Origin of the sequence: Massilia cellulosiltytica (assembly GCF_047325105.1) — a bacterium.
GTDB classification, from domain to species: Bacteria; Pseudomonadota; Gammaproteobacteria; order Burkholderiales; family Burkholderiaceae_D; genus Telluria; species Telluria orientalis.
In genome coordinates this window covers 4,827,624-4,845,409 of record NZ_CP168562.1, presented here as the reverse complement: position 1 = coordinate 4,845,409, position 17,786 = coordinate 4,827,624, and the positions used below count along the sequence as shown (strand labels likewise).

At 65.8% G+C, this 17,786-nt stretch carries 15 protein-coding genes, 1 tRNA gene and 1 pseudogene; 11 read left to right on the top strand and 6 right to left on the bottom strand.

The genetic code is table 11. The annotated features are described in order from the left end of the window. The first annotated feature begins 201 nt into the window (after positions 1 to 201). The 6 genes from ACEN9H_RS21150 to ACEN9H_RS21125 all read left to right on the top strand — a co-directional run bounded on the left by ACEN9H_RS21150 (position 202) and on the right by ACEN9H_RS21125 (position 6,400). A complete protein-coding gene (locus ACEN9H_RS21150; protein WP_371762949.1) occupies positions 202 to 1,560 on the top strand; it encodes a cache domain-containing protein in 1,359 nt (452 codons plus the stop codon). Further along, complete coding sequence (locus tag ACEN9H_RS21145; protein WP_371770021.1) at positions 1,561 to 2,199, top strand: response regulator; 639 nt, start codon at positions 1,561 to 1,563, stop codon at positions 2,197 to 2,199. 99 nt (positions 2,200 to 2,298) lie between these two features. Further along, positions 2,299 to 3,459 carry an EAL and HDOD domain-containing protein gene (locus ACEN9H_RS21140; protein WP_371762951.1) on the top strand — a complete coding sequence of 387 codons (1,161 nt, stop codon included), beginning with the start codon at positions 2,299 to 2,301 and terminating at the stop codon, positions 3,457 to 3,459. 1 nt (position 3,460) lies between these two features. Beyond that, positions 3,461 to 5,536, top strand: coding sequence for a putative bifunctional diguanylate cyclase/phosphodiesterase (locus ACEN9H_RS21135; RefSeq protein WP_413675615.1), 2,076 nt, complete (start codon positions 3,461 to 3,463; stop codon positions 5,534 to 5,536). A gap of 24 nt (positions 5,537 to 5,560) precedes the next feature. Beyond that, positions 5,561 to 5,650 (top strand) — tRNA-Ser (locus tag ACEN9H_RS21130). A 222-nt stretch (positions 5,651 to 5,872) separates the two neighbouring features. Beyond that, complete coding sequence (locus tag ACEN9H_RS21125; RefSeq protein WP_413671961.1) at positions 5,873 to 6,400, top strand: DUF2199 domain-containing protein; 528 nt, start codon at positions 5,873 to 5,875, stop codon at positions 6,398 to 6,400. Positions 6,401 to 6,604: 204 nt separating this feature from the next. Here ACEN9H_RS21125 and ACEN9H_RS21120 read toward each other — a convergent pair whose 3' ends face one another. Beyond that, positions 6,605 to 7,483, bottom strand: coding sequence for a GIY-YIG nuclease family protein (locus ACEN9H_RS21120; RefSeq protein ID WP_413671960.1), 879 nt, complete (start codon positions 7,481 to 7,483; stop codon positions 6,605 to 6,607). Between the two features lie 92 nt (positions 7,484 to 7,575). Continuing rightward, a pseudogene (locus ACEN9H_RS21115) lies at positions 7,576 to 8,924 on the bottom strand (amidase). A 278-nt stretch (positions 8,925 to 9,202) separates the two neighbouring features. Between ACEN9H_RS21115 and ACEN9H_RS21110 the strand changes: the two are divergent. After that, positions 9,203 to 9,934, top strand: a complete 732-nt coding sequence (locus ACEN9H_RS21110; RefSeq protein ID WP_413671959.1) for a helix-turn-helix domain-containing protein — start codon at positions 9,203 to 9,205, stop codon at positions 9,932 to 9,934. A 7-nt stretch (positions 9,935 to 9,941) separates the two neighbouring features. Here ACEN9H_RS21110 and ACEN9H_RS21105 read toward each other — a convergent pair whose 3' ends face one another. Further along, positions 9,942 to 11,258, bottom strand: coding sequence for an alpha-amylase family glycosyl hydrolase (locus tag ACEN9H_RS21105; protein WP_413671958.1), 1,317 nt, complete (start codon positions 11,256 to 11,258; stop codon positions 9,942 to 9,944). Positions 11,259 to 11,460: 202 nt separating this feature from the next. On the opposite strand from ACEN9H_RS21105, the gene ACEN9H_RS21100 reads away from it, so the two are divergent. Further along, positions 11,461 to 12,465: a porin gene (locus ACEN9H_RS21100; protein WP_413671957.1), complete on the top strand. Its 1,005-nt coding sequence runs from the start codon at positions 11,461 to 11,463 to the stop codon at positions 12,463 to 12,465. Positions 12,466 to 12,555: 90 nt separating this feature from the next. Then, positions 12,556 to 12,993: a hypothetical protein gene (locus ACEN9H_RS21095; protein WP_056127405.1), complete on the top strand. Its 438-nt coding sequence runs from the start codon at positions 12,556 to 12,558 to the stop codon at positions 12,991 to 12,993. Between the two features lie 62 nt (positions 12,994 to 13,055). Here the strand turns inward: ACEN9H_RS21095 and ACEN9H_RS21090 are convergent, their stop codons facing one another. The 3 genes from ACEN9H_RS21090 to ACEN9H_RS21080 form a co-directional block, all read right to left on the bottom strand. Continuing rightward, a complete protein-coding gene (locus tag ACEN9H_RS21090) occupies positions 13,056 to 14,093 on the bottom strand; it encodes an SDR family oxidoreductase (protein ID WP_413671956.1) in 1,038 nt (345 codons plus the stop codon). Between the two features lie 9 nt (positions 14,094 to 14,102). Further along, positions 14,103 to 15,161: an SDR family oxidoreductase gene (locus ACEN9H_RS21085; protein WP_413671955.1), complete on the bottom strand. Its 1,059-nt coding sequence runs from the start codon at positions 15,159 to 15,161 to the stop codon at positions 14,103 to 14,105. A 102-nt stretch (positions 15,162 to 15,263) separates the two neighbouring features. Next, positions 15,264 to 16,154, bottom strand: a complete 891-nt coding sequence (locus ACEN9H_RS21080) for a LysR substrate-binding domain-containing protein (RefSeq protein WP_413671954.1) — start codon at positions 16,152 to 16,154, stop codon at positions 15,264 to 15,266. A 113-nt stretch (positions 16,155 to 16,267) separates the two neighbouring features. On the opposite strand from ACEN9H_RS21080, the gene ACEN9H_RS21075 reads away from it, so the two are divergent. Next, positions 16,268 to 16,672, top strand: a complete 405-nt coding sequence (locus ACEN9H_RS21075; RefSeq protein WP_413671953.1) for a RidA family protein — start codon at positions 16,268 to 16,270, stop codon at positions 16,670 to 16,672. Beyond that, positions 16,662 to 17,783: an NADH:flavin oxidoreductase gene (locus tag ACEN9H_RS21070; RefSeq protein ID WP_413671952.1), complete on the top strand. Its 1,122-nt coding sequence runs from the start codon at positions 16,662 to 16,664 to the stop codon at positions 17,781 to 17,783. The genes ACEN9H_RS21075 and ACEN9H_RS21070 overlap by 11 nt, the downstream gene beginning before the upstream one ends. The last annotated feature ends 3 nt before the right edge of the window (positions 17,784 to 17,786 follow it).

The window sequence follows — 17,786 nt, the reverse complement described above, 5'->3', positions numbered from 1 at the left end:
CCGATTTTGGATGCGCTGCCCGACCGGTCGATGCCGGCTTACACGAACAGCAGCGTGCCTGTCAGTATCTTGCACGGGTCGGCTCGGTACAAGCGCATGATTACGCAGCGCTCTACGTAGTCCTACGTAGGCAAGCTTTGCATGCAGCAACAGCTGATCGGTCGTACAATTTCATGTTACGACTATTTCGACGCGCACGGCATGCAATTACGGCAGAAGGTCATCTTTCTCGCGATCGCCCCGCTGATCGTGGCGCTGTGCGCGATCGCCCTGTTCGTCCGCCAGCAGGCGATCGCGCTCGCGCACGAGCAGCACGCCACCATCCAGCAGGCCTACCTGGCCAGCAAGCAGGCGGAACTGCGGCACTACGTGGATCTCGCGTCCCATTCGATCGCCCACCTGACCGCATCCGGCCGCAACGATCCGGCCACGCTCGCCGAAGCCAAGCGCATCCTGCAATCCCTGAGCTTCGGCGACGACGGCTATTTCTTCGTTTACGACATGGACGGCCGCAACCTGATGCATCCGCGCCAGCCGGAGCTGGTCGGACGCGACCTGTGGAACCTGCACGACCGGTTCGGCGCGCCGACCATCCAGAACATCGTCGCCGTCGCGAAGCAGGGCGGGGGACTCGTGCGCTACAACTGGGTCAAGCCGTCCACGAACAAGTCCGCGCCCAAGCTCGGCTACGTCGTGCCGGTGCCGCAATGGGGCTGGATCATGGGCAGCGGCCTGTATCTCGACGACGTGCAGGCCGCGCTCGACCAGGTCGACGCCCAGCAGTCGCGCAACATCGAGACGACGATGTGGTGGATCGCCGGCCTCGCCATCCTCGCCACGCTCGTCATCGGCGGCGCCGGTCTCGCGCTGAACATCAGCGAATCGCGCGTCGCCGACATGAAGCTGAAGGCCCTGGCGCAGCGCGTCGTCGATTCGCAGGAGCAGGAGCGGGCGCGTTTGTCGCGCGACCTGCACGACGGCATCAGCCAGTGGCTCGTGTCGATCAAGCTGCAGATCGAGGCCGGCATCATCCGCATGAAGGGCACGCCGGACCAGCAGCGCCAGGCGCACGCCAGCTTCGAGCGCACGGCGGAAGAACTGAACAAGGTGCTGGGCGAGGTGCGGCGCATCTCGCACGACCTGCGTCCGACCCTGCTGGACGACCTCGGACTCGCGGCCGCGCTCGACCACCTCGCCGAGGAATTCTCGCAGCACAGCGGCATGCCCGTGACGTTCAACGTGACGGGCGACGCCGAGCACCTGCCGCAGACCGTCGGCACGGTGCTGTTCCGCATCGCCCAGGAAGCGCTGACGAACATCGAGCGGCACGCGGGCGCGCATCACATCGACCTGGCGCTGCACGCCGGCGACGGGCGCGTGCTGCTCACCATCGCGGACGACGGCGCCGGCTTCGACGCCGAGGGCGTGGCCACGCACCCGCAGCGCGGCATCGGCCTGCGCAACATGATGGAGCGGCTGGACGCGATCGGCGGCCACCTCGACATCGCATCGTCCGCCGCCGGCACCACCGTGTGCGCGAGCGTCGAACTGGAGACCTGAATGACCGAGAAGACCGTCCACATCATGCTGGTCGACGACCACCCCCTCGTGCGCGACGGCCTGCGGGCGCGGCTGGAGGCGGTATCCCACTTCCGCGTCGTGGCGGAAGCGGATTCCGGCGCCGAGGCGCTGGCGCTCGCGGGCAGCACGCGCATCGACCTCGTGCTGATGGACATCACCATGCGCGACGGCAGCGGCATCGAAGCCACCGCGCGCCTGTACGCGAACTATCCCGACATCGCCGTGCTGATCCTGTCCATGCACGACAAGCTGGAATACGTCACGCAGGCGATGCAGGCGGGCGCGCGCGGCTACGTGCTGAAGGATGCGCCGGGCAAGGACATCGTCCTCGCCATCGACACCGTCGTGGCCGGCGGCATCTACTACAGCGCCGCCGTCGCGCGCCAGCTCGCGCGCCCCGCCGCGCAGGACAACCAGCTGACGTCGCGCGAACAGGAAGTGCTGCGCCACATCGCCAACGGCGAGTCGAACAAGCAGATCGCGAAGGCGCTCGACCTGTCCGTGCGCACGGTTGAGACGCACCGCCTGAACATCAAGCGCAAGCTCGGCATCGAAGGGCAGGCGGAGCTGATCAAGTTCGCCGTCCAGCACGGCAGGGTGGGCGGCTCGGGATCGTAAATATATCTGTAAAACCGTGTCCTATAGGAAACAGAAACAGTTGCTTTCCAATAAGCCGTGCTCTACTATTAGCTGGTTACTATCAATGCATATTCGCTAATGTCCAGCGCCCCGTTCCCGGTGGTTGAAGTACGCTCCGTCGCCAACGCGCAGAACGAGTGGGTCGCTCTGTTGCTTGGTACGCCGGGGACCGGACTCGACGATCCTGCATTGCAGGGCCTGTTCGGCACGCCGGACCTGCTGGCCGCCATTGCGCCCCTCGACTGCATCGTGCTGCTGGACGATGCGGCTGTCCTGACGCCTCCCGTCCTGAACGTGCTGCCGGCCAACCGCGTGCTGCTGGCCGTGCGCGCGGACGCGCTGGCGACGGACGGCACGGCGCGCCGCCTGGCGGAACTGCAGATGGCCGGCTACCGCGTGCTGGTCGACGGCGCGCTGCCGGAAGGCGTCGCCGCACCGATCGCGCTGCGCACCGTGGCGCGCGATGGCCGCACGGCGCTGCCGCGCGCCGGCGCGCTGCCGACGTTGTTCGGACCGCACCTCGCCTACAACGTCGGCGACATGGACGCGTATCGCGCCTGCGAGAACGCGGGCTTTTCCTGGTTCAGCGGCGACTACGCGCTGGAGGGAAGCGTGGCCGAAGGCGACGACGGCACGTCGCGCCGGCGCATGCTGACGATGCTCGCGCTGCTGGCGCGCGACGCCGACTCGCGCGAGCTGGAAGCGCAGCTGAAAGCGGATCCGGCGCTGTCTTATCACCTTTTGAAACTGGTGAACTCCGCCGCGTTCTCGGTCGGTACCCAGATCACGAGCTTCGGCCAGGCGATCAGCCGCCTGGGCCGGCGCCAGCTGCAGCGCTGGCTGCAACTGCTGCTGTACGCGCGCCAGCACCCGGACAGCCCGCCGAACCTGATGCTGCCGGTGGCCGCATTGCGCGGCGCCGCGCTGGAAGCGCTGTGCAAGCGCGACGGCGGCGACCGCGACGAGCAGGACCTCGCTTTCATGGCCGGCGTCTTCTCGCTGCTCGATCGCCTGTTCCAGATGCCGATGGCGGAGATCGTGCAGGACCTGAACCTGCCCGAACACGTCGAAGCCGCGCTCCTGCGGCGCGAAGGGCAACTGGGTCAACGGTTGCGGCTCGCCGAAGCGGGCCGGCCGGATCCGGAGACGCTGGAGGCAGCGGGCGTCGACGGGCCGGACTGGTGGCAGAGCCAGTTGCACGCCTATCACTGGGCCATCCAGGTAGCCCGCAATGTCTAGGATGCCAGCCGCTGCGCCGATCGATTTCGCGGGCGGCAGCGCTGCCGTCTGCGACGCCGTGTTGAAACTCCGTGGGGACGACCTGTGGGCCGAGCTGGGACGTATCGCCGGCGCGCTGCTCGCGAGCCCGCACTGCGCCTACATCCCGGAAGGCGTCCTGCATCCGCACATGGTGGAGGGGGCGCTGCTGCAGGAAGTGCGTGCCGACGGCGTGTGCTTCGGCCGCTACGAAGTCGCCGGCCGCGCCTACAGCGTGGACGACCTGCGCCAGCTGGAAGCGCTGGCCGGCCTCACCGGCACGCTGATGCAGGTGCATTCGCTGGCCCAGCGCACGACGCACGCCTATGCCCAGGTCGAAGCGCAGCTGGCGCACCAGTCGCAGATCCTCGACCAGATCCACGAATCCGTGCTGACGCTGGACCGCATGGGCTACATCACCAGCTGGAACAAGGGCGCCGAGCGCCTGTTCGGCTACACGGCGCTGGAAGCCGTCGGCCGCAACATCCTGTTCCTGTACGCGGACGAGGACCAGGACGTCCAGGACGCCTTCGCGGAGCAGGGCGGCCGCATGATGGAAGTGCGGCGCCGGAAGAAATCGGGCGAGATCTTCTGGGCCAGCCTGTCGCTGTCGCCGCTGTGCGACCTGGAAGACCGCCCGACCGGCCTGATCGCGTATCTCACCGACATCACGGAACGCAAGCTGGCCGAGGAACGCCTGCACCACCTGGCCTACTACCACGAGCTGACCGGCCTGCCGAACCGCACGCTGTTCGGCCGCCTCGTCGACCAGGCCCTGATGGTCGCCCAGCGCAACGAATCGACGGCCTGCGTGCTGTACCTGGACCTGAACCGTTTCAAACTGATCAACGGCACGCTGGGCCGCCGGGTCGGCGACGACCTGCTGCGCCTGGTCGCCGAACGCCTGCGCAACGCGCTGCGCGACGAGGACGTCGTGGCGCACCTGTCCGGCGACGAATTCGCCGTCGGCCTGTTCGACATCCGCCAGCACTTCGAGGCCACGACGGTCGCGCAGAAGCTGCAATCCGCGCTGGAAGCGCCGTTCCTCGTGCAGGGCCACGACCTGCGCGTGGGCGCGAGCATCGGCATTTCCGTCTACCCGCAGGACGGCCAGGATGCCGAGACGCTGCTGCGCATGGCCGACATCGCGATGGAGCGCGCCAAGGAACACGCGGAAAACCCGGACCGCAGCGTCGCCTTCTACCGCCTCGACATGAACGAGGGCATGCAGCAGCGCATGCTGATCGAATCCGGCCTGCGCCACGCCCTCGGCAACGGCGAACTGATCCTGCACTACCAGCCGAAATTCGAAATCGGCTCGAGCCGCCTGGTGGGCGCCGAAGCCCTCGTGCGCTGGAGGCATCCGGTGCGGGGCATGGTCCCGCCGATCGAATTCATCCCCCTGGCCGAAAGCACGGGCCTGATCGTGCAGGTGGGCGAGTGGGTGCTGGAACAGGCCTGCGCCCAGGCCGCGATCTGGCAACGCGCCGGCCTGCCGCCGTTCCGCCTGGCGGTGAACGTGTCCGCACGCGAATTCACGCCGTCGCTGCCGGGCCGCGTCGCGGAGACCCTGCGCCGCTACCGCCTGGACCCGCACTGGCTGGAACTGGAGATCACGGAAAGCACGCTGATGCACGACATCGAGCACGTGATCGCCATCATGGACCGCATCAGCGCGCTGGGCGTGGCGCTGTCGCTGGACGATTTCGGCACGGGCTATTCGAGCCTGTCGTACCTGAAGCGCTTCCCGATCGACACGCTGAAGATCGACCGTTCGTTCACGACCGGCATCCCGCTGGACCCGAGCGATTGCGCAATCGCGAGCACCATCATCGGCATGGGACGCAAGCTGGGGCACCGTGTCATCGCGGAAGGTGTGGAGACCGTGGAGCAGCTGGAGTTCCTGCGCCAGGCGGGGTGCGACGAGGTGCAGGGCTATCTGTATGGGAAGCCGCTGCCGGCGTATGAGTTCGAGAAAAGCTTGCGGGAGAACTGGCTGCTGATGGGCATGGGGGAGGCGGCATCGTCGGCCGTCCGTTTGCTGCCCGTGGGGCAATGATTTATGTATAATGCCGGTTCCTCAGGAAGCGTGGCCGAGTGGTTGAAGGCAGCAGTCTTGAAAACTGCCGACGGGGGAACCCGTTCGTGAGTTCGAATCTCACCGCTTCCGCCAGGAAACAAAAGAAACCGCCCGAATGGCGGTTTTTTTTGTTTCCTGGCGGAAGCGAGCGAGGTGCCTGCGCGCCTCGCGTGTGAGATTCGAAGGGCATGGCCCTGCAGGGCCATCCCTCCCGAATCGCCCATTTGCTGTCCGCAACGCGGACAGCGCGCCGCAGGCGCATACCAACAGCAAGAACGCCGCAACAGCCACCAAAACGACAGAAGACCACAACCAATGTCATTCGAATTCCATTGCACCGCCTGCGGCCAAACCCACCACGGCATGCCCGCGCTCGACGCCGCCGCGCCGCTGAGCTATTACACCGTGCCGGAAGACGAACGCGAAACACGGTGCCAGCTGGATTCGGATGCGTGCATCATCGATGACACCTACTACTTCGTCCGCGGCTGTCTGGAGATTCCAGTCCATGGCGAGCAAGAACCGTTCTCCTGGGGCGTCTGGGTTTCGCTCAGCGAGCAAAGTTTCAGACAATGGCTGGAAAGTTATGAGTCCGAAAAGCGGTCGCATATCGGCCCCTTCTTCGGCTGGCTGAATGCGGCACTTGGCCCGTATCCGGACACGGTCAACCTGAAGACCAGTGTTTGTCTCAGGGATGGCTTCATCCGGCCGTTCATCGAACTGGAGCCGACCGACCATCCGCTGGCAGTCGAACAGCGCGAAGGCATTTCCGTCCAGCGTGTCGCTGAGCTTTATGCGCTTGCAGTGCATGGCGACTACGCGGCAGAAGAGGGAAATTTTTAATCGCATTCCCTGATCCATCGAGTGAGCGCCTGAACGCGTGGATCCCGCTCTGGATGATGGGGGACAGACGATCCAGAATGCGTAAGGATTTTCAAGTCGCCGCTGAAATGGCGCGATCAGACACGATCTCTTGGGCTATGTGCCGGGTACATGATGTACAGGGCTCTCATCTGGGAGACAGTCCGGCGCCAAGAATTCGGTCGGCTATTGGCGCAGCAAGTAACGCATGCGCGGCAGCAGGATCGCGGTAAATTCATCGTATCTGCGATCGGGCTCGACAAGTAACGCGTCCATCCATTGCGTAATCCGTGCATGTTGTGCGTCCGTTGCGGAGGGGGCAAAGGCAGTCCATCCATGAAGAAAAAGATGATGGAACTGAGGACCATTCCGGCGAGTGCGTGTCATTGCCGCTGCCAACACGCTGTACGCATCCTTGCATTGCGACGCCACCGGTCGATCGTCGCGAAAACTGAGCAGTACGGGCAAAATACCGGCGCGGTCCCAATATGCGCTATCCAGGGCGGCGTCGAAATCGTGATGCCAGAACCGGTATCGCGTCAGCGTGTACAAGGCTGAGAACAAGACGTCGCGAGTATCGGCGCCCGGCGATGCGTAATACTTCAAGGCCATCGCCACAACATGTTCGAGCGCGCTGTCCCAACTGTCCTGCAGATCGAAGCTCCGGCTGGCCAGGGTGGCGCGTTCGACGCGTTCCCAATGACCCTGGCGCACCAATGCGGCGTCCACGTCGGCCTGGTCAAGCATGCAGTACTGTCCACCGCGCACGCGATGTCTGCCGAATAACTCCATGGTCTGCACGGTCAACGCATCCTCAATACGTGCCGCCTCGCTTTCGGAGGTCAAACCGGTATCGACGTGCCGTAGTATCCGCAATGGCTTGTGTCGCGAGGTCCATTGCGACCCCATTCCGGCGCGATGCTGTTCGAAGCGTTGGGTGACGTTTCGGGTGATGCCGACGTAGAGATTATTGTTCTCCAGCTCAAGCAGATAAAGTTGCCATTGTCGCGATCCGCCACCACGGTCGCTGGCGCCTGAGCGTAATAACTCTTCGGTGTCTTCCATTGGCAAGCGTCCGTTGGCGTGAGGGCAATGGCATTGATTTTACTGTCGAAATTACCGGCAAAATTCACCGATTATTGCCGAGCGAATTGTCGTTATTCGCGCGCCAGGCCAGCCATCCTGGAAAACCACGGCTGTACGTCCTCCAACTGCCTTGCCACCTGCAACAACCGCTCCTCGCTCCCGAACGGCCCCATGAACTGCACCCCGAGCGGCAACCCATCCGCCGTCCAGTGCAACGGCACGCTCATCGCCGGCGTCCCGGTCAGGTTCGACAACTGGGTAAAAGGCACATAACGCAGGTTGTCGGTCGCAATCTTGTCGACCGTCCTGTCAAGCAACCCAAGCCGCGCCAGCACACCGAGGATGCCCGTTCCGTGCAGGAACCCCAGCACGCGCTGCTCCGCCGCCGACGGATCCCCGGTCCCATGCTTGATCGGCGGATGCGCCAGTGTCGGCGTCAGGAACAGGTCGTAGCGCCCGAAGTAATCCCCCACCGCACGCGAAAACTCGTTCCAGCGATTCAGTTCGGTGGTCAGCCGCGTCGCCGACACGCTATCGCCCAGCGTCACGAGAATCCGGTTCATCAGTTCCACGTCATCGCGCCGCGCCCCCAGCGCTTGCGCGCGTCGTACGGCCGCCGGGATCTGCCCGAAGTACACGTGCAAATAACTTTTCGCGAGCGCTGCGCCATCGATAGCAGGCGCCGCTTCCTCGACCTCATGGTCCAGGCGCGCCAACAACTCGGCCGTCCGCGCGACAGCCCGCACCGCCTCCGGATGCACCTCCGTGCCTATCGGCGACACCGTCGAAAACCCGATGCGCAGCCGGCCCGGATCGCGCCGCATCAGCTCGACGTAGGGCGCGGCCGGCGGCGCAATGACGAACGGATCGCCCGGCTCCGCACCCTGCAGCACGTCGAGCGCGAGCGCGGCATCGCGCACGCTGCGCGAAATCACGCCTTCGCTGGACGCGCCGAACCAGACTTCGCCAATGCCGGGCCCGGACGACACCCGCCCGCGCGACGGCCGCAGCGTGAACAGCCCGCAGCACGCGGCAGGGATGCGCAGCGACCCGCCGCCATCGTTGCCGGCCGCCATCGGCACGATGCCGGCCGCGACCGCCGCCGCCGCGCCGCCGCTCGATCCGCCCGGGTGCGCGCCAGGTCCCACGGGTTGTTCGTGCGGCCGTACAGCACCGGATCGGTGACGCCGCGCGTCGCGAATTCCGGCAGATTCGTCTTGCCGAAGATGACGAGGCCCGCGTCGAGGTAGCGCTGCACGACGTGGGCGTGGCGCGCCGGCACGTTGTTGGTCATGCTGTGGCTGCCGTAGGTCGTCGGGATGCCCGCGTAGTCCTGCACGCCGTCCTTGATGAGGAAGGGGACGCCCGCCAGCGGACCGGTCAGTGGTCCCGCGACCCGGGCCCGCGCCTCGCGCTCCATCAGCCGCACGACGGCGTTCACGCGGCCATGCACGCGCGCGTGTTGCGCGAGGGCGAGGTCGAGCAGTGCTGCGGGGCTGACGTCGCCGGCGGCCACGCGGGCGGCGAGAGCGGTGGCGTCGTGGGCCAGGTAGTCGGCGTGATTCATCGTGTCCCTTTCATGTTGTGCTGGCCAGCCGGCCATCTTGTCATGAAGGAATTGTTGCCGCAAGGTCGGACATGCTACGATCTCAGGAATCCGAGGCCATCCTCTAGACCTTCGTATCGGAATCCGCGACCATGTCCGAAGTCACGCAAATCATCAGCACGATCAAGCGCCAACTGAAGCTGCAAGGTAAGACGTATCGCGACGTGGCCGGTGCGCTGGGCCTGTCGGAGGCGAGCGTCAAGCGGCTGCTGACGTCGGACACGCTCGGTGTCGACCGCCTCGTCGAGATCAGCAACCTGCTGGGCTTTACGCTGGCCGAGCTCGCGCAGGAGGCCGCGCTCTCCGGCACCCGTCTGCACACCTTGAACGCGGAACAGGAAAAGGAACTCGTGTCGGACACGAAGCTGCTGCTCGTGGCCGCGTGCGCACTGAATCACTGGACGCTGGCGGACATCCTTGCTGTCTACCGCCTCACGGAAGCCGAGTGCCTGCAAAAACTGCTGCACCTCGACCGCCTGCACCTGATCGCGCTGATGCCCGGCAACCGCATCCGCCTGAACGTCGCGCGCGATTTCGACTGGCTGCCCGACGGTCCCATCCGCCAGTACTTCCGCACGCAGGGACTGGCCGATTTTCTCGACGGCCGCTTCGACCGCGCCGACGAGACGCTCGCCTTCACGCACGGGATGCTGACGGAAAGCGCGCTCGCGTGCATGCAGGTGGAGCTGCGCCGGCTGCGTGCGCGCTTTGCCGAGCTGCACGAGGAAAGTCTCGCGTCGCCGCTGCCCAAGCGGCGGGGCAGCGGGCTGTTGCTGGCGCTGCGCGAGTGGGAGCCGGAAGGCTTCACCGCGCTGCGCCGCTGAGTCGCTTTTACTTGCCGCGCGCGTCGATGCGGTAATCCCACGCCGCCAGAGTCTGCTGCTTGCCTCCCGGCAGGCTGAAACGCTGCGCGTCGTTCGACACGTTGACCGTCACCTGCACGCTGTTGCCTTTCAACGCACGGCGGAATGCGAACACCTTGTCGTTACCCGTCTGCAGCACCTGCACGGGACCGCCGTACTGGCCGTTCCACAGCGCCGGATTGGCGTGCTTGAGCGCGAGCAGCTTCGTGTAGAAGAGCGCGTAGGCGTAATCCTTCCACTGGATCGGATCCTTTTCGAAGAATTCGATACGCTTGTCGAGCCCGGCTTCCTGGCCGCCATAGATCAGCGGCATGCCGGGCAAGGTCGCGGCCAGCACGGCCATCGCCTTGAAGGCCGGCCCGTACAGCTCGACGTCGCTGCCGGCCCAGGAATTCTCGTCGTGGTTGCTCGTGAAGCGCATCCGATACGCGCCCGGCGGGAACGCTTTCGGCGGGTGCTCGAGGAAGTTTGCCAGCGTGCGCGCGTCCGCCTTGCCTTTCGCAATGGCCTTGAACAAGTCTTTCGTGTCCCAGCCGTAGGTCATGTCGAAGGCGTGCTCGTGCAGGTCGGGCTTGTCGGCCTCGGCCAGCATGAACACGGGTTTGACGCGGTCGAGCTCGGCTCTAGCCTGGTTCCAGAACGGCGTCGGCACCTTGCCGGCGACGTCGCAGCGGAAGCCGTCGATGTCGGCTTCGCGCACCCAGTACAGCATCGCGTCCGTCATGCCTTTCCACAGGCCGGGCTTGGTCCAGTCGAGGCCCGTCACGTCGGTCCAGTACTCGGGCTCGGCGCCGTCCGTGTAGGTGACGGGATAGATCTCGCCCTTGTCATTCTTGAGATACCAGTCGCTGTGTTCCTGCGTCCACGGGTTGTCGAACGCGGTGTGGTTCGCGACCCAGTCGATGATCACGTGCATGCCCAGGCCGTGCGCCTGCTTCACCAGTGCCTTGAGGTCGTCGAGCGTGCCGAATTCCGGGTTGACGGCCGTGTAGTCGCGCACGGCGTAGTAGCTGCCCAGCGTGCCCTTGCGGTTCTTTTCGCCGATCGGCTGGACCGGCATCAGCCACAGGATGTCCACGCCCATTTTTTTCAGGCGGGGCAGGTGTTGCGCAAACGCCTTGAACGTGCCCTCGGGCGTGTATTGCCGGATGTTCACTTCGTAGATATTGGCGTTGCGCGACCAGCTCACATGCGGCATCGGCACCGCCTCCGTCGCGGCGACCGCGGGCAGGGCCGCGCATAACGCCAGGGAAAGTGTAGTCAGGGTACGGCGTAGCTGTCTCATCGTTCTCATTTTCCTGTAGTTTAATTACAAATCCTGCCGAAGCGATTCTAAAGCGGAATTCCCACGCTGTCATCTTGCCGACATGCAGATGTCAGAATATGCTGACAACATCACGAGATAAGATGAGAGTGGATTTGTGCGATATTGGACAGATAGGACTGCGGTGTAACAGCTAATGTTAAGGCGTAGAGAGGGACACGCCATGAACAAGGGTTTCGTTGCGTGCGTATTGCTGGGCGGATGTACGTCGCTGGCATGCGCACAGGATTCGGGAAGCGCTGCCGCCACCGGCAAGCGCTCGGGACTGGACTACGTCGGCGAACCGCCGGGCGGCCACGATATCGCCGTCTTCACGGGGCAGCCGAGCCGGAGCAGCGGCGGCGCCTGGCACGCGCAGCCGCGCCGCACGTACGGCCGTCTCGACGACATTGGCGTGCGCCCCGGCATCGGTGGTTTCACGCTGGGTCACCAGTACAACTTCGAATACCTCGCGCGCCCGGACGTCGGCGACCCCTTCCACGCCGGCACGGCCGGCAAGGCCAGCAATCTCGTCACGCAAAGCGGCATGCCCGTCGACAGCGGCGTGCGCTACTACAACACCCAATTCAAGCACCTGAGCACGGGCGCGTCGTACACCATCGACACGCTCGGCGGCGATCCCATGGCCGACCGCGCCTGGGGCATGACGATCGGTTTCGACTACGGCCCGGTGTCGCTGCGGGCGGCGCACCAGAACCGGCATGTGGCCCAGGTCCATTTGTACGATTTGGCCGGCAGCAATATGGATGCCAAGAATTCCCTGATCGCGGCCAACCTGCACACGCGCTGGGGCACCGCGTATGCCGCGTATTCCGCCAACCGCGGCTGGGGCAGCTCGCCGCTGTACAACCCCGACAATCCGTACGGCGCGGGCGTGGCGAGCACGTCGTCGACGGACAGCCGCGACACCCTCGTCGGCGTGGCCGTCCCCATGACGCGCTCGACGACCTTCCTCGCCTCGTTCATCCACAAGAACGACCGCGACCTGGCCAACCGCGACGCCAACCAGTTCGCGATCGGCGCCAGCTACGTCGTCTCGCGCAGCACCGACTTCTACGCCGCGTTCTCGCGCACCGTCAACACGAACGGCACCGGCATCCTGATCGGCGGCGCGGCCCGCCCGAGCGGCAGCTCGGCCGTGAACGTCGGCATGCGCCACGCGTTCTAGCGTTCCCACCGAGGCTGCCCTGCGTTGCGCCGTCGCGCGACAAAAGCAGGTAGCCTGTCCTCATGATTTTTGCATTATTTTGGAGGCAACATGACTGGCACGAGCACACTTGATCCGGATAACTTTCCGGAAGCACCCGACCGCAGCCTGGGCAAGGGCCACGGCGTCGATTCGCTCGGCCCGAGCGATATTTCGGACACGGGCAGCGACGTCGTCGGCGGTCCCGGCTTCGCCGCGAACCTGGACGACGACCAGAAGCTGGACCTGGACACCGGCACGACGTCCGACAACGAAGCGAGCTACGCCCACGACAGCGCGGGCGCCGACCTGGGCGACCCGAACTTCGAAAGCGACAGCGACTTCGGCGGCACGGGCGAACGGGCGGCCGCGGGCCGCGACATTCTTGCGCGGGACGGCGCAGACATCGACACCGACCATATCGAATCGATTCCGAATCTGCCGCTGACGGACGAGGATGTCGACTTCCTCGGCAGCGAGCCGCCGAAGGGGCCCGCGCCGGGCAAATAAGCGCGGCAGACCAAACGAAAAGGGCCGGTGTTCCGGCCCTTTTCATTACGCGACGCTCGCCGTCAGGCAGGCCACGCGCGGCGCTCCCACGGCCTGCGCGTCAACGCCCACGCCGCCAGCAGCGCCCCGCCGAGCAGCACGGTCTTCGTGGACGCCGACCGCATCTCGAACGACGTGTACGGGCTCCGCTCGACGACGCGACGCTCGCCGCTGTTGCGCTGCCGGAGTTCCTGCTCCGCGACCGGTGCGTACAGGCTGTCGCGGCGGGCGCTCGAGTTCGGATGCTCGGATTGCTGCTGGCTGAACATTGTGCGGCTCATGAAACGGTCCAGCGCGCGCGGCATCAGGTAGCCCGCCACCGACGTCAACTTGGCGTGGCCGCCCACGTACAGGTCGCGCTCGGGCACCTGGGCCGCGTGCACGATGGCCTGCGCCACCAGTTCCGGCGCATAGTTCGGCGGCGGCAGGTCGGGCTCGTGTTCCATGTAGCTCTTGGCGTGGTTCGGGAACGGCGTCGCGATCGCGGCCGGCTTGACCACCGTGAGCGAGATGCCCGCGTCTTCCTTGTCCAGCTCCATGCGCAGCGATTCCGTGAAGCCCTTGATCGCGTGCTTAGAGGCGGAATAGGTGCCCTGCAGCGGCACCGAGCGGTCCGACACTTCGCTGCCCAGGTTGATGAGGGCGCCGCCGCCGCGGCCTTTCATGAGCTTGACGGCTTCCAGCGAGCCGTGCACGACGCCCCAGAAATTCGTCTGCATGACCTTGCGCATGTCTTCCAGCGCAACGTCCTCGTTCCGGCCGTAGACGCTGATGCCGGCGTTGTTGACCCACGTGTCGACGCGGCCGAAGCGCTCCATCGCCACCTGGCCGATGCGGGCGACGTCCGCCGGGTTGCCGACGTCCGCCGTGACGGTCGCCACTTCCACGCCGCGCTGGCGCATTTCGTGGGCGAGGGCGTCGAGGGCATCGCCGTCGCGCGCGGCCAGCACGAGATGGGCGCCGCCTTCGGCCGCCATGCGGGCGGTGGCCAGGCCGATGCCGCTCGTCGCGCCCGTGATCACCATGACTTGTTCATTCAGTGTTTTGAGTTTGATCGACATGATGCCTCCTCACAATGCCTGGCGCAGACGGTTCGAAGACCAGGTGCGGGCGGCCGGATGGCCCGCCAGCTTCCATGCGGCGAACAGCGCGCCGGCGCCCAGCAGCACGCCGACCACCTTGCCCTTGCGCAGCGACAGCGCGGTGTACGGGCACGTCTCGACGACATGTTCGGACATGCCCTGGCGTTCGCGCAGTTCGTGCTGCGGGTTCGGGGCGTGCAGGGCATCGCGGCGGTTCGGGGCGCTGGGGATGTCGGTCTGCTGCTGCTTGAACATCGTCGCGCGCATCATGCGGTCGAGCATGGACGGCATCGCGAAATTGCCGACGGAGAAGGCCTTCGCCGCGCCGCCGACGAACACGTCGCGCTTCGGATGCTGGGCCGCGTACAGGATGGATTTCGCGACCAGTTCCGGCGCGTAGATAGGCGGCGGCAGGGTCGGCTCCTTATCCATGTAGTTCTTCGCGTGCGCGACGAACATCGTGTCGATCGCGGCCGGTTTGATGAGCGTGACGGCGATCGGCGCCTTGTCCTTGTCGAGCTCGACGCGCAGCGAATCCGTGAATGCCTTCACCGCGTGCTTCGACGCGGCGTAGATACCCTGCAGGGGGATCGAGACGTCGGATAATTCGCTGCCCAGGTTGATGATGGCGCCGCCGCCGCGCGTCTTCATGTGCTTGACGGCTTCCAGCGAGCCGTGGACGACGCCCCAGTAATTGGTGTCGAACAGGCGCTGCATGTCTTCCAGCGAGACGTCTTCGTTGCGGCCGAAGATCGAGATGCCGGCGTTGTTGACCCAGGTGTCGATGCGGCCGAAGCGCTCCATCGCGGCCTGGCCGATGCGTTCCACGTCGGCCGGGTTGCCGACGTCGGCCACGACCGTCGCGACTTGCGTACCGGTGCGGCGCAGTTCGCTCGCCAGCTGGTCGAGCGCGTCGGCGCTGCGGGCTGCGAGTACCAGTTTGGCACATTGCTCGGCGGCCATGCGCGCCGTCGTGAGGCCGATGCCGCTCGTGGCGCCGGTGATGACCATCACCTGCTCGTTAATCTTGCGTAATTGCACTGACATGAATGCTCCTTCGCTCAGGTTGGATTACGAGTTCGTTGCTGAACACGACAATCGTGGCCGCGCAGCGGATTTCAAGTCATTTTTTACAAGATGGCGCTTTGTTCAGGATTTACAAGCCTCGGCTTCGCGCCGCAGCCAGTCGGCGACCGCCAGTGCGGCGGCGCCAGGCGGCGGGTCGGCGCGCATCGCCAGGTGGTACGTGTAGCCGGGGATGGCCGGCCCGAACGGTTGCACGAGATAACCCGCCGCGAGCTCTTCGGCCACGAGGGCGAGGCTCAGCAAGGCGACGCCCTGGCCGGCGACCGCAGCCTGGATCGCATGGCCTTCGTCCGAGTACCGAAGCTGTCCGCGCGATGGCTGCCAATCCAGTCCCGTGTGCGCGAACCATGCGTCCCACGTCGGATTGGCGGCGGACGCTTTTTTCCAATCGAAATGGATGAGCGGCACGGATTGCAGATCTGCAACCGAACGCACGCCCAGCATCGGGTTGACGACGGGCGCGTACGTATCGGCGAACATGACCTCCGTCGCCAGGCCGGGGTAGGGCCCGTTGCCGTAGCGCACGGCGATATCGATGCCGTGCGCGTCGAAGTCGACGGTCTCGTCGGACGCGTGCAGTTGCAGGTCGATGTCCGGATGCAATGCGTGAAAACGGGCGACCCGTGGCACCAGCCATTTCGCGGTAAAGGCGTGCGTCGCGGACACCGTGACCCGTTCGCGCCGGTTCGTCCGCGTGAGCCGCGCCAGCACCGCTTCGATCGCATCGAACCCCTCGCGCAACACGGGATATAGTTGCGCGCCCGCGTCGGTCAGGGTGACTTGCCGGACCTGGCGCACGAACAGCTTCAGGCCGGTGGCGTCTTCGAGGGCGCGGATACGGTGGCTGATCGCCGTCGGCGTCACGGCGAGCTCATCGGCGGCACGCTTGAAACTGCCGTGGCGCGCCGCGGCCTCGAATGCGCGCAGGGAAGAGAGCGGGGGCAGGCGGCGCATCGTCCGCTCGCTGAATGGGTGAGTTGAAGTCATCTGATGCCTGAGGAAACGTCGTTTGTCGCGCGAGTGCGTGGCAGCGATTATTCCAGACCTGTCGACTTGAGGAGCCAAACATGCTTGAACGCATCATCACCCAGCCGGACCCGTATGAACCCTATCTGCTGTCGCAGGGCATCCGGTTCGGCAACCTGCTGTTCATTTCCGGCCAGGCCGGCGCGGGCGACGACGGACGCATCGTCGACGGCGGTTTTATCGCCCAGGGGGAGCAGGCGTTTGCCAACCTGCAGCGGGCGCTCGAAGCGGGCGGGTCGAGCCTGCGTGACGTCATCAAGGTGACGATCTTCGTGACCGACATGGGACATTTCCAGGACGTCGTCGCGCTGCGCCGTCAATTTTTCTCGGCGCCGTATCCGGCCGATACGATCGCCGAAATCAAGGCCCTGTACGATCCGCGCGCGATGATCGAGATCGAGGCGATCGCGGCCGTGCGCCAGCAGGGAGGCGGCGATGCGCGATAACGGACACGTCGCTACCCTGTTCGAACCGCTGGCCCTCGGTGCGCTGGCGCTAGCGAACCGCCTGGCCGTCGCGCCGATGACGCGCGTGAGCGCCACGGCCGATGGCGTGCCGACGCCGCGCATGGCCGACTATTACGCGCAGTTCGCGCAGGGCGGCTTCGGCCTCGTGATCACGGAAGGCCTGTACACGGACGAAGCGTATGCGCAGGGCTATCTCCACCAGCCGGGGCTCGCGAACGTGGCGCAACGCGAGGCGTGGTGGCCCATCGTCGCGGGCGTGCGGTCACGCGGCGGCCGCGTGATCGCGCAACTGATGCATGCCGGCGCGCTGTCGCAGGGGAATCCGTACCGGACAGGGACCGTCGGCCCGTCGGCCGTGCAGCCGAAGGGCAGGCAGATGGCGTTCTATCGGGGATCGGGCGCGTACGCCGTGCCCGCCGCGATGACGCAGGACGACATCGACACGGCCGTAGCCGGTTTCGCGCAGGCGGCCGTGCGCGCGCGCGAGGCGGGGTTCGACGGCGTCGAGATCCATGGTGCGAACGGGTATTTGCTGGACCAGTTCCTGTCGGAAGGCATCAACCTGCGTGGCGACCGCTACGGCGGCGGCATCGAAGGCAGGCTGCGTCTGCTCGTGGAAGTGGTCGAGGCGGTGCGGGCCGCAGTGGGGACGGATTACGTCGTCGGCGTACGCCTGTCGCAGGCAAAGGTGAACGATTTTACGCATCGCTGGCGCGGCGAAGAGGAGGCGGCCACGATCTTCCGCACGGTCGGCGGACTGGACGTCGACTACGTGCACGTGACCGAGTACGAAGCGTGGCAGCCCGCCTTCGGGACGGGCCCGAGCCTGGCAGCGCTGGCGAAGCGCCATGGCGGCAAACCGGTGCTGGCGAACGGCTCGCTGCACGATCCGGCGCAGGCCAGGGGCATGGTCGAGCGCGGCGAGGCGGATGTGGTCTCGCTCGGCCGCGGCGCGCTCGCCCAGGCGGACTGGCCGCAGCGCGTCAGGCACGGCGCGGCGCCGGCATCATTCGATCCTGCCATCCTGTCGCCGCTCGCGGATCTCGCGAACGCGGACCGGTGGCGCGAGGATCACCTGCGGCCCGGCTGATTC

What these genes read in the sequence shown, in the direction of transcription:
- ACEN9H_RS21150 (WP_371762949.1), top strand. Translation starts at nt 202, where the DNA reads ATGCAATTACGGCAGAAGGTCATCTTTCTCGCGATCGCCCCGCTGATC.
- ACEN9H_RS21145 (WP_371770021.1), top strand. Translation starts at nt 1,561, where the DNA reads ATGACCGAGAAGACCGTCCACATCATGCTGGTCGACGACCACCCCCTC.
- ACEN9H_RS21140 (WP_371762951.1), top strand. Translation starts at nt 2,299, where the DNA reads ATGTCCAGCGCCCCGTTCCCGGTGGTTGAAGTACGCTCCGTCGCCAAC.
- ACEN9H_RS21135 (WP_413675615.1), top strand. Translation starts at nt 3,461, where the DNA reads ATGCCAGCCGCTGCGCCGATCGATTTCGCGGGCGGCAGCGCTGCCGTC.
- ACEN9H_RS21125 (WP_413671961.1), top strand. Translation starts at nt 5,873, where the DNA reads ATGTCATTCGAATTCCATTGCACCGCCTGCGGCCAAACCCACCACGGC.
- ACEN9H_RS21120 (WP_413671960.1), bottom strand. Translation starts at nt 7,483, where the DNA reads ATGGAAGACACCGAAGAGTTATTACGCTCAGGCGCCAGCGACCGTGGT.
- ACEN9H_RS21110 (WP_413671959.1), top strand. Translation starts at nt 9,203, where the DNA reads ATGTCCGAAGTCACGCAAATCATCAGCACGATCAAGCGCCAACTGAAG.
- ACEN9H_RS21105 (WP_413671958.1), bottom strand. Translation starts at nt 11,258, where the DNA reads ATGAGACAGCTACGCCGTACCCTGACTACACTTTCCCTGGCGTTATGC.
- ACEN9H_RS21100 (WP_413671957.1), top strand. Translation starts at nt 11,461, where the DNA reads ATGAACAAGGGTTTCGTTGCGTGCGTATTGCTGGGCGGATGTACGTCG.
- ACEN9H_RS21095 (WP_056127405.1), top strand. Translation starts at nt 12,556, where the DNA reads ATGACTGGCACGAGCACACTTGATCCGGATAACTTTCCGGAAGCACCC.
- ACEN9H_RS21090 (WP_413671956.1), bottom strand. Translation starts at nt 14,093, where the DNA reads ATGTCGATCAAACTCAAAACACTGAATGAACAAGTCATGGTGATCACG.
- ACEN9H_RS21085 (WP_413671955.1), bottom strand. Translation starts at nt 15,161, where the DNA reads ATGTCAGTGCAATTACGCAAGATTAACGAGCAGGTGATGGTCATCACC.
- ACEN9H_RS21080 (WP_413671954.1), bottom strand. Translation starts at nt 16,154, where the DNA reads ATGCGCCGCCTGCCCCCGCTCTCTTCCCTGCGCGCATTCGAGGCCGCG.
- ACEN9H_RS21075 (WP_413671953.1), top strand. Translation starts at nt 16,268, where the DNA reads ATGCTTGAACGCATCATCACCCAGCCGGACCCGTATGAACCCTATCTG.
- ACEN9H_RS21070 (WP_413671952.1), top strand. Translation starts at nt 16,662, where the DNA reads ATGCGCGATAACGGACACGTCGCTACCCTGTTCGAACCGCTGGCCCTC.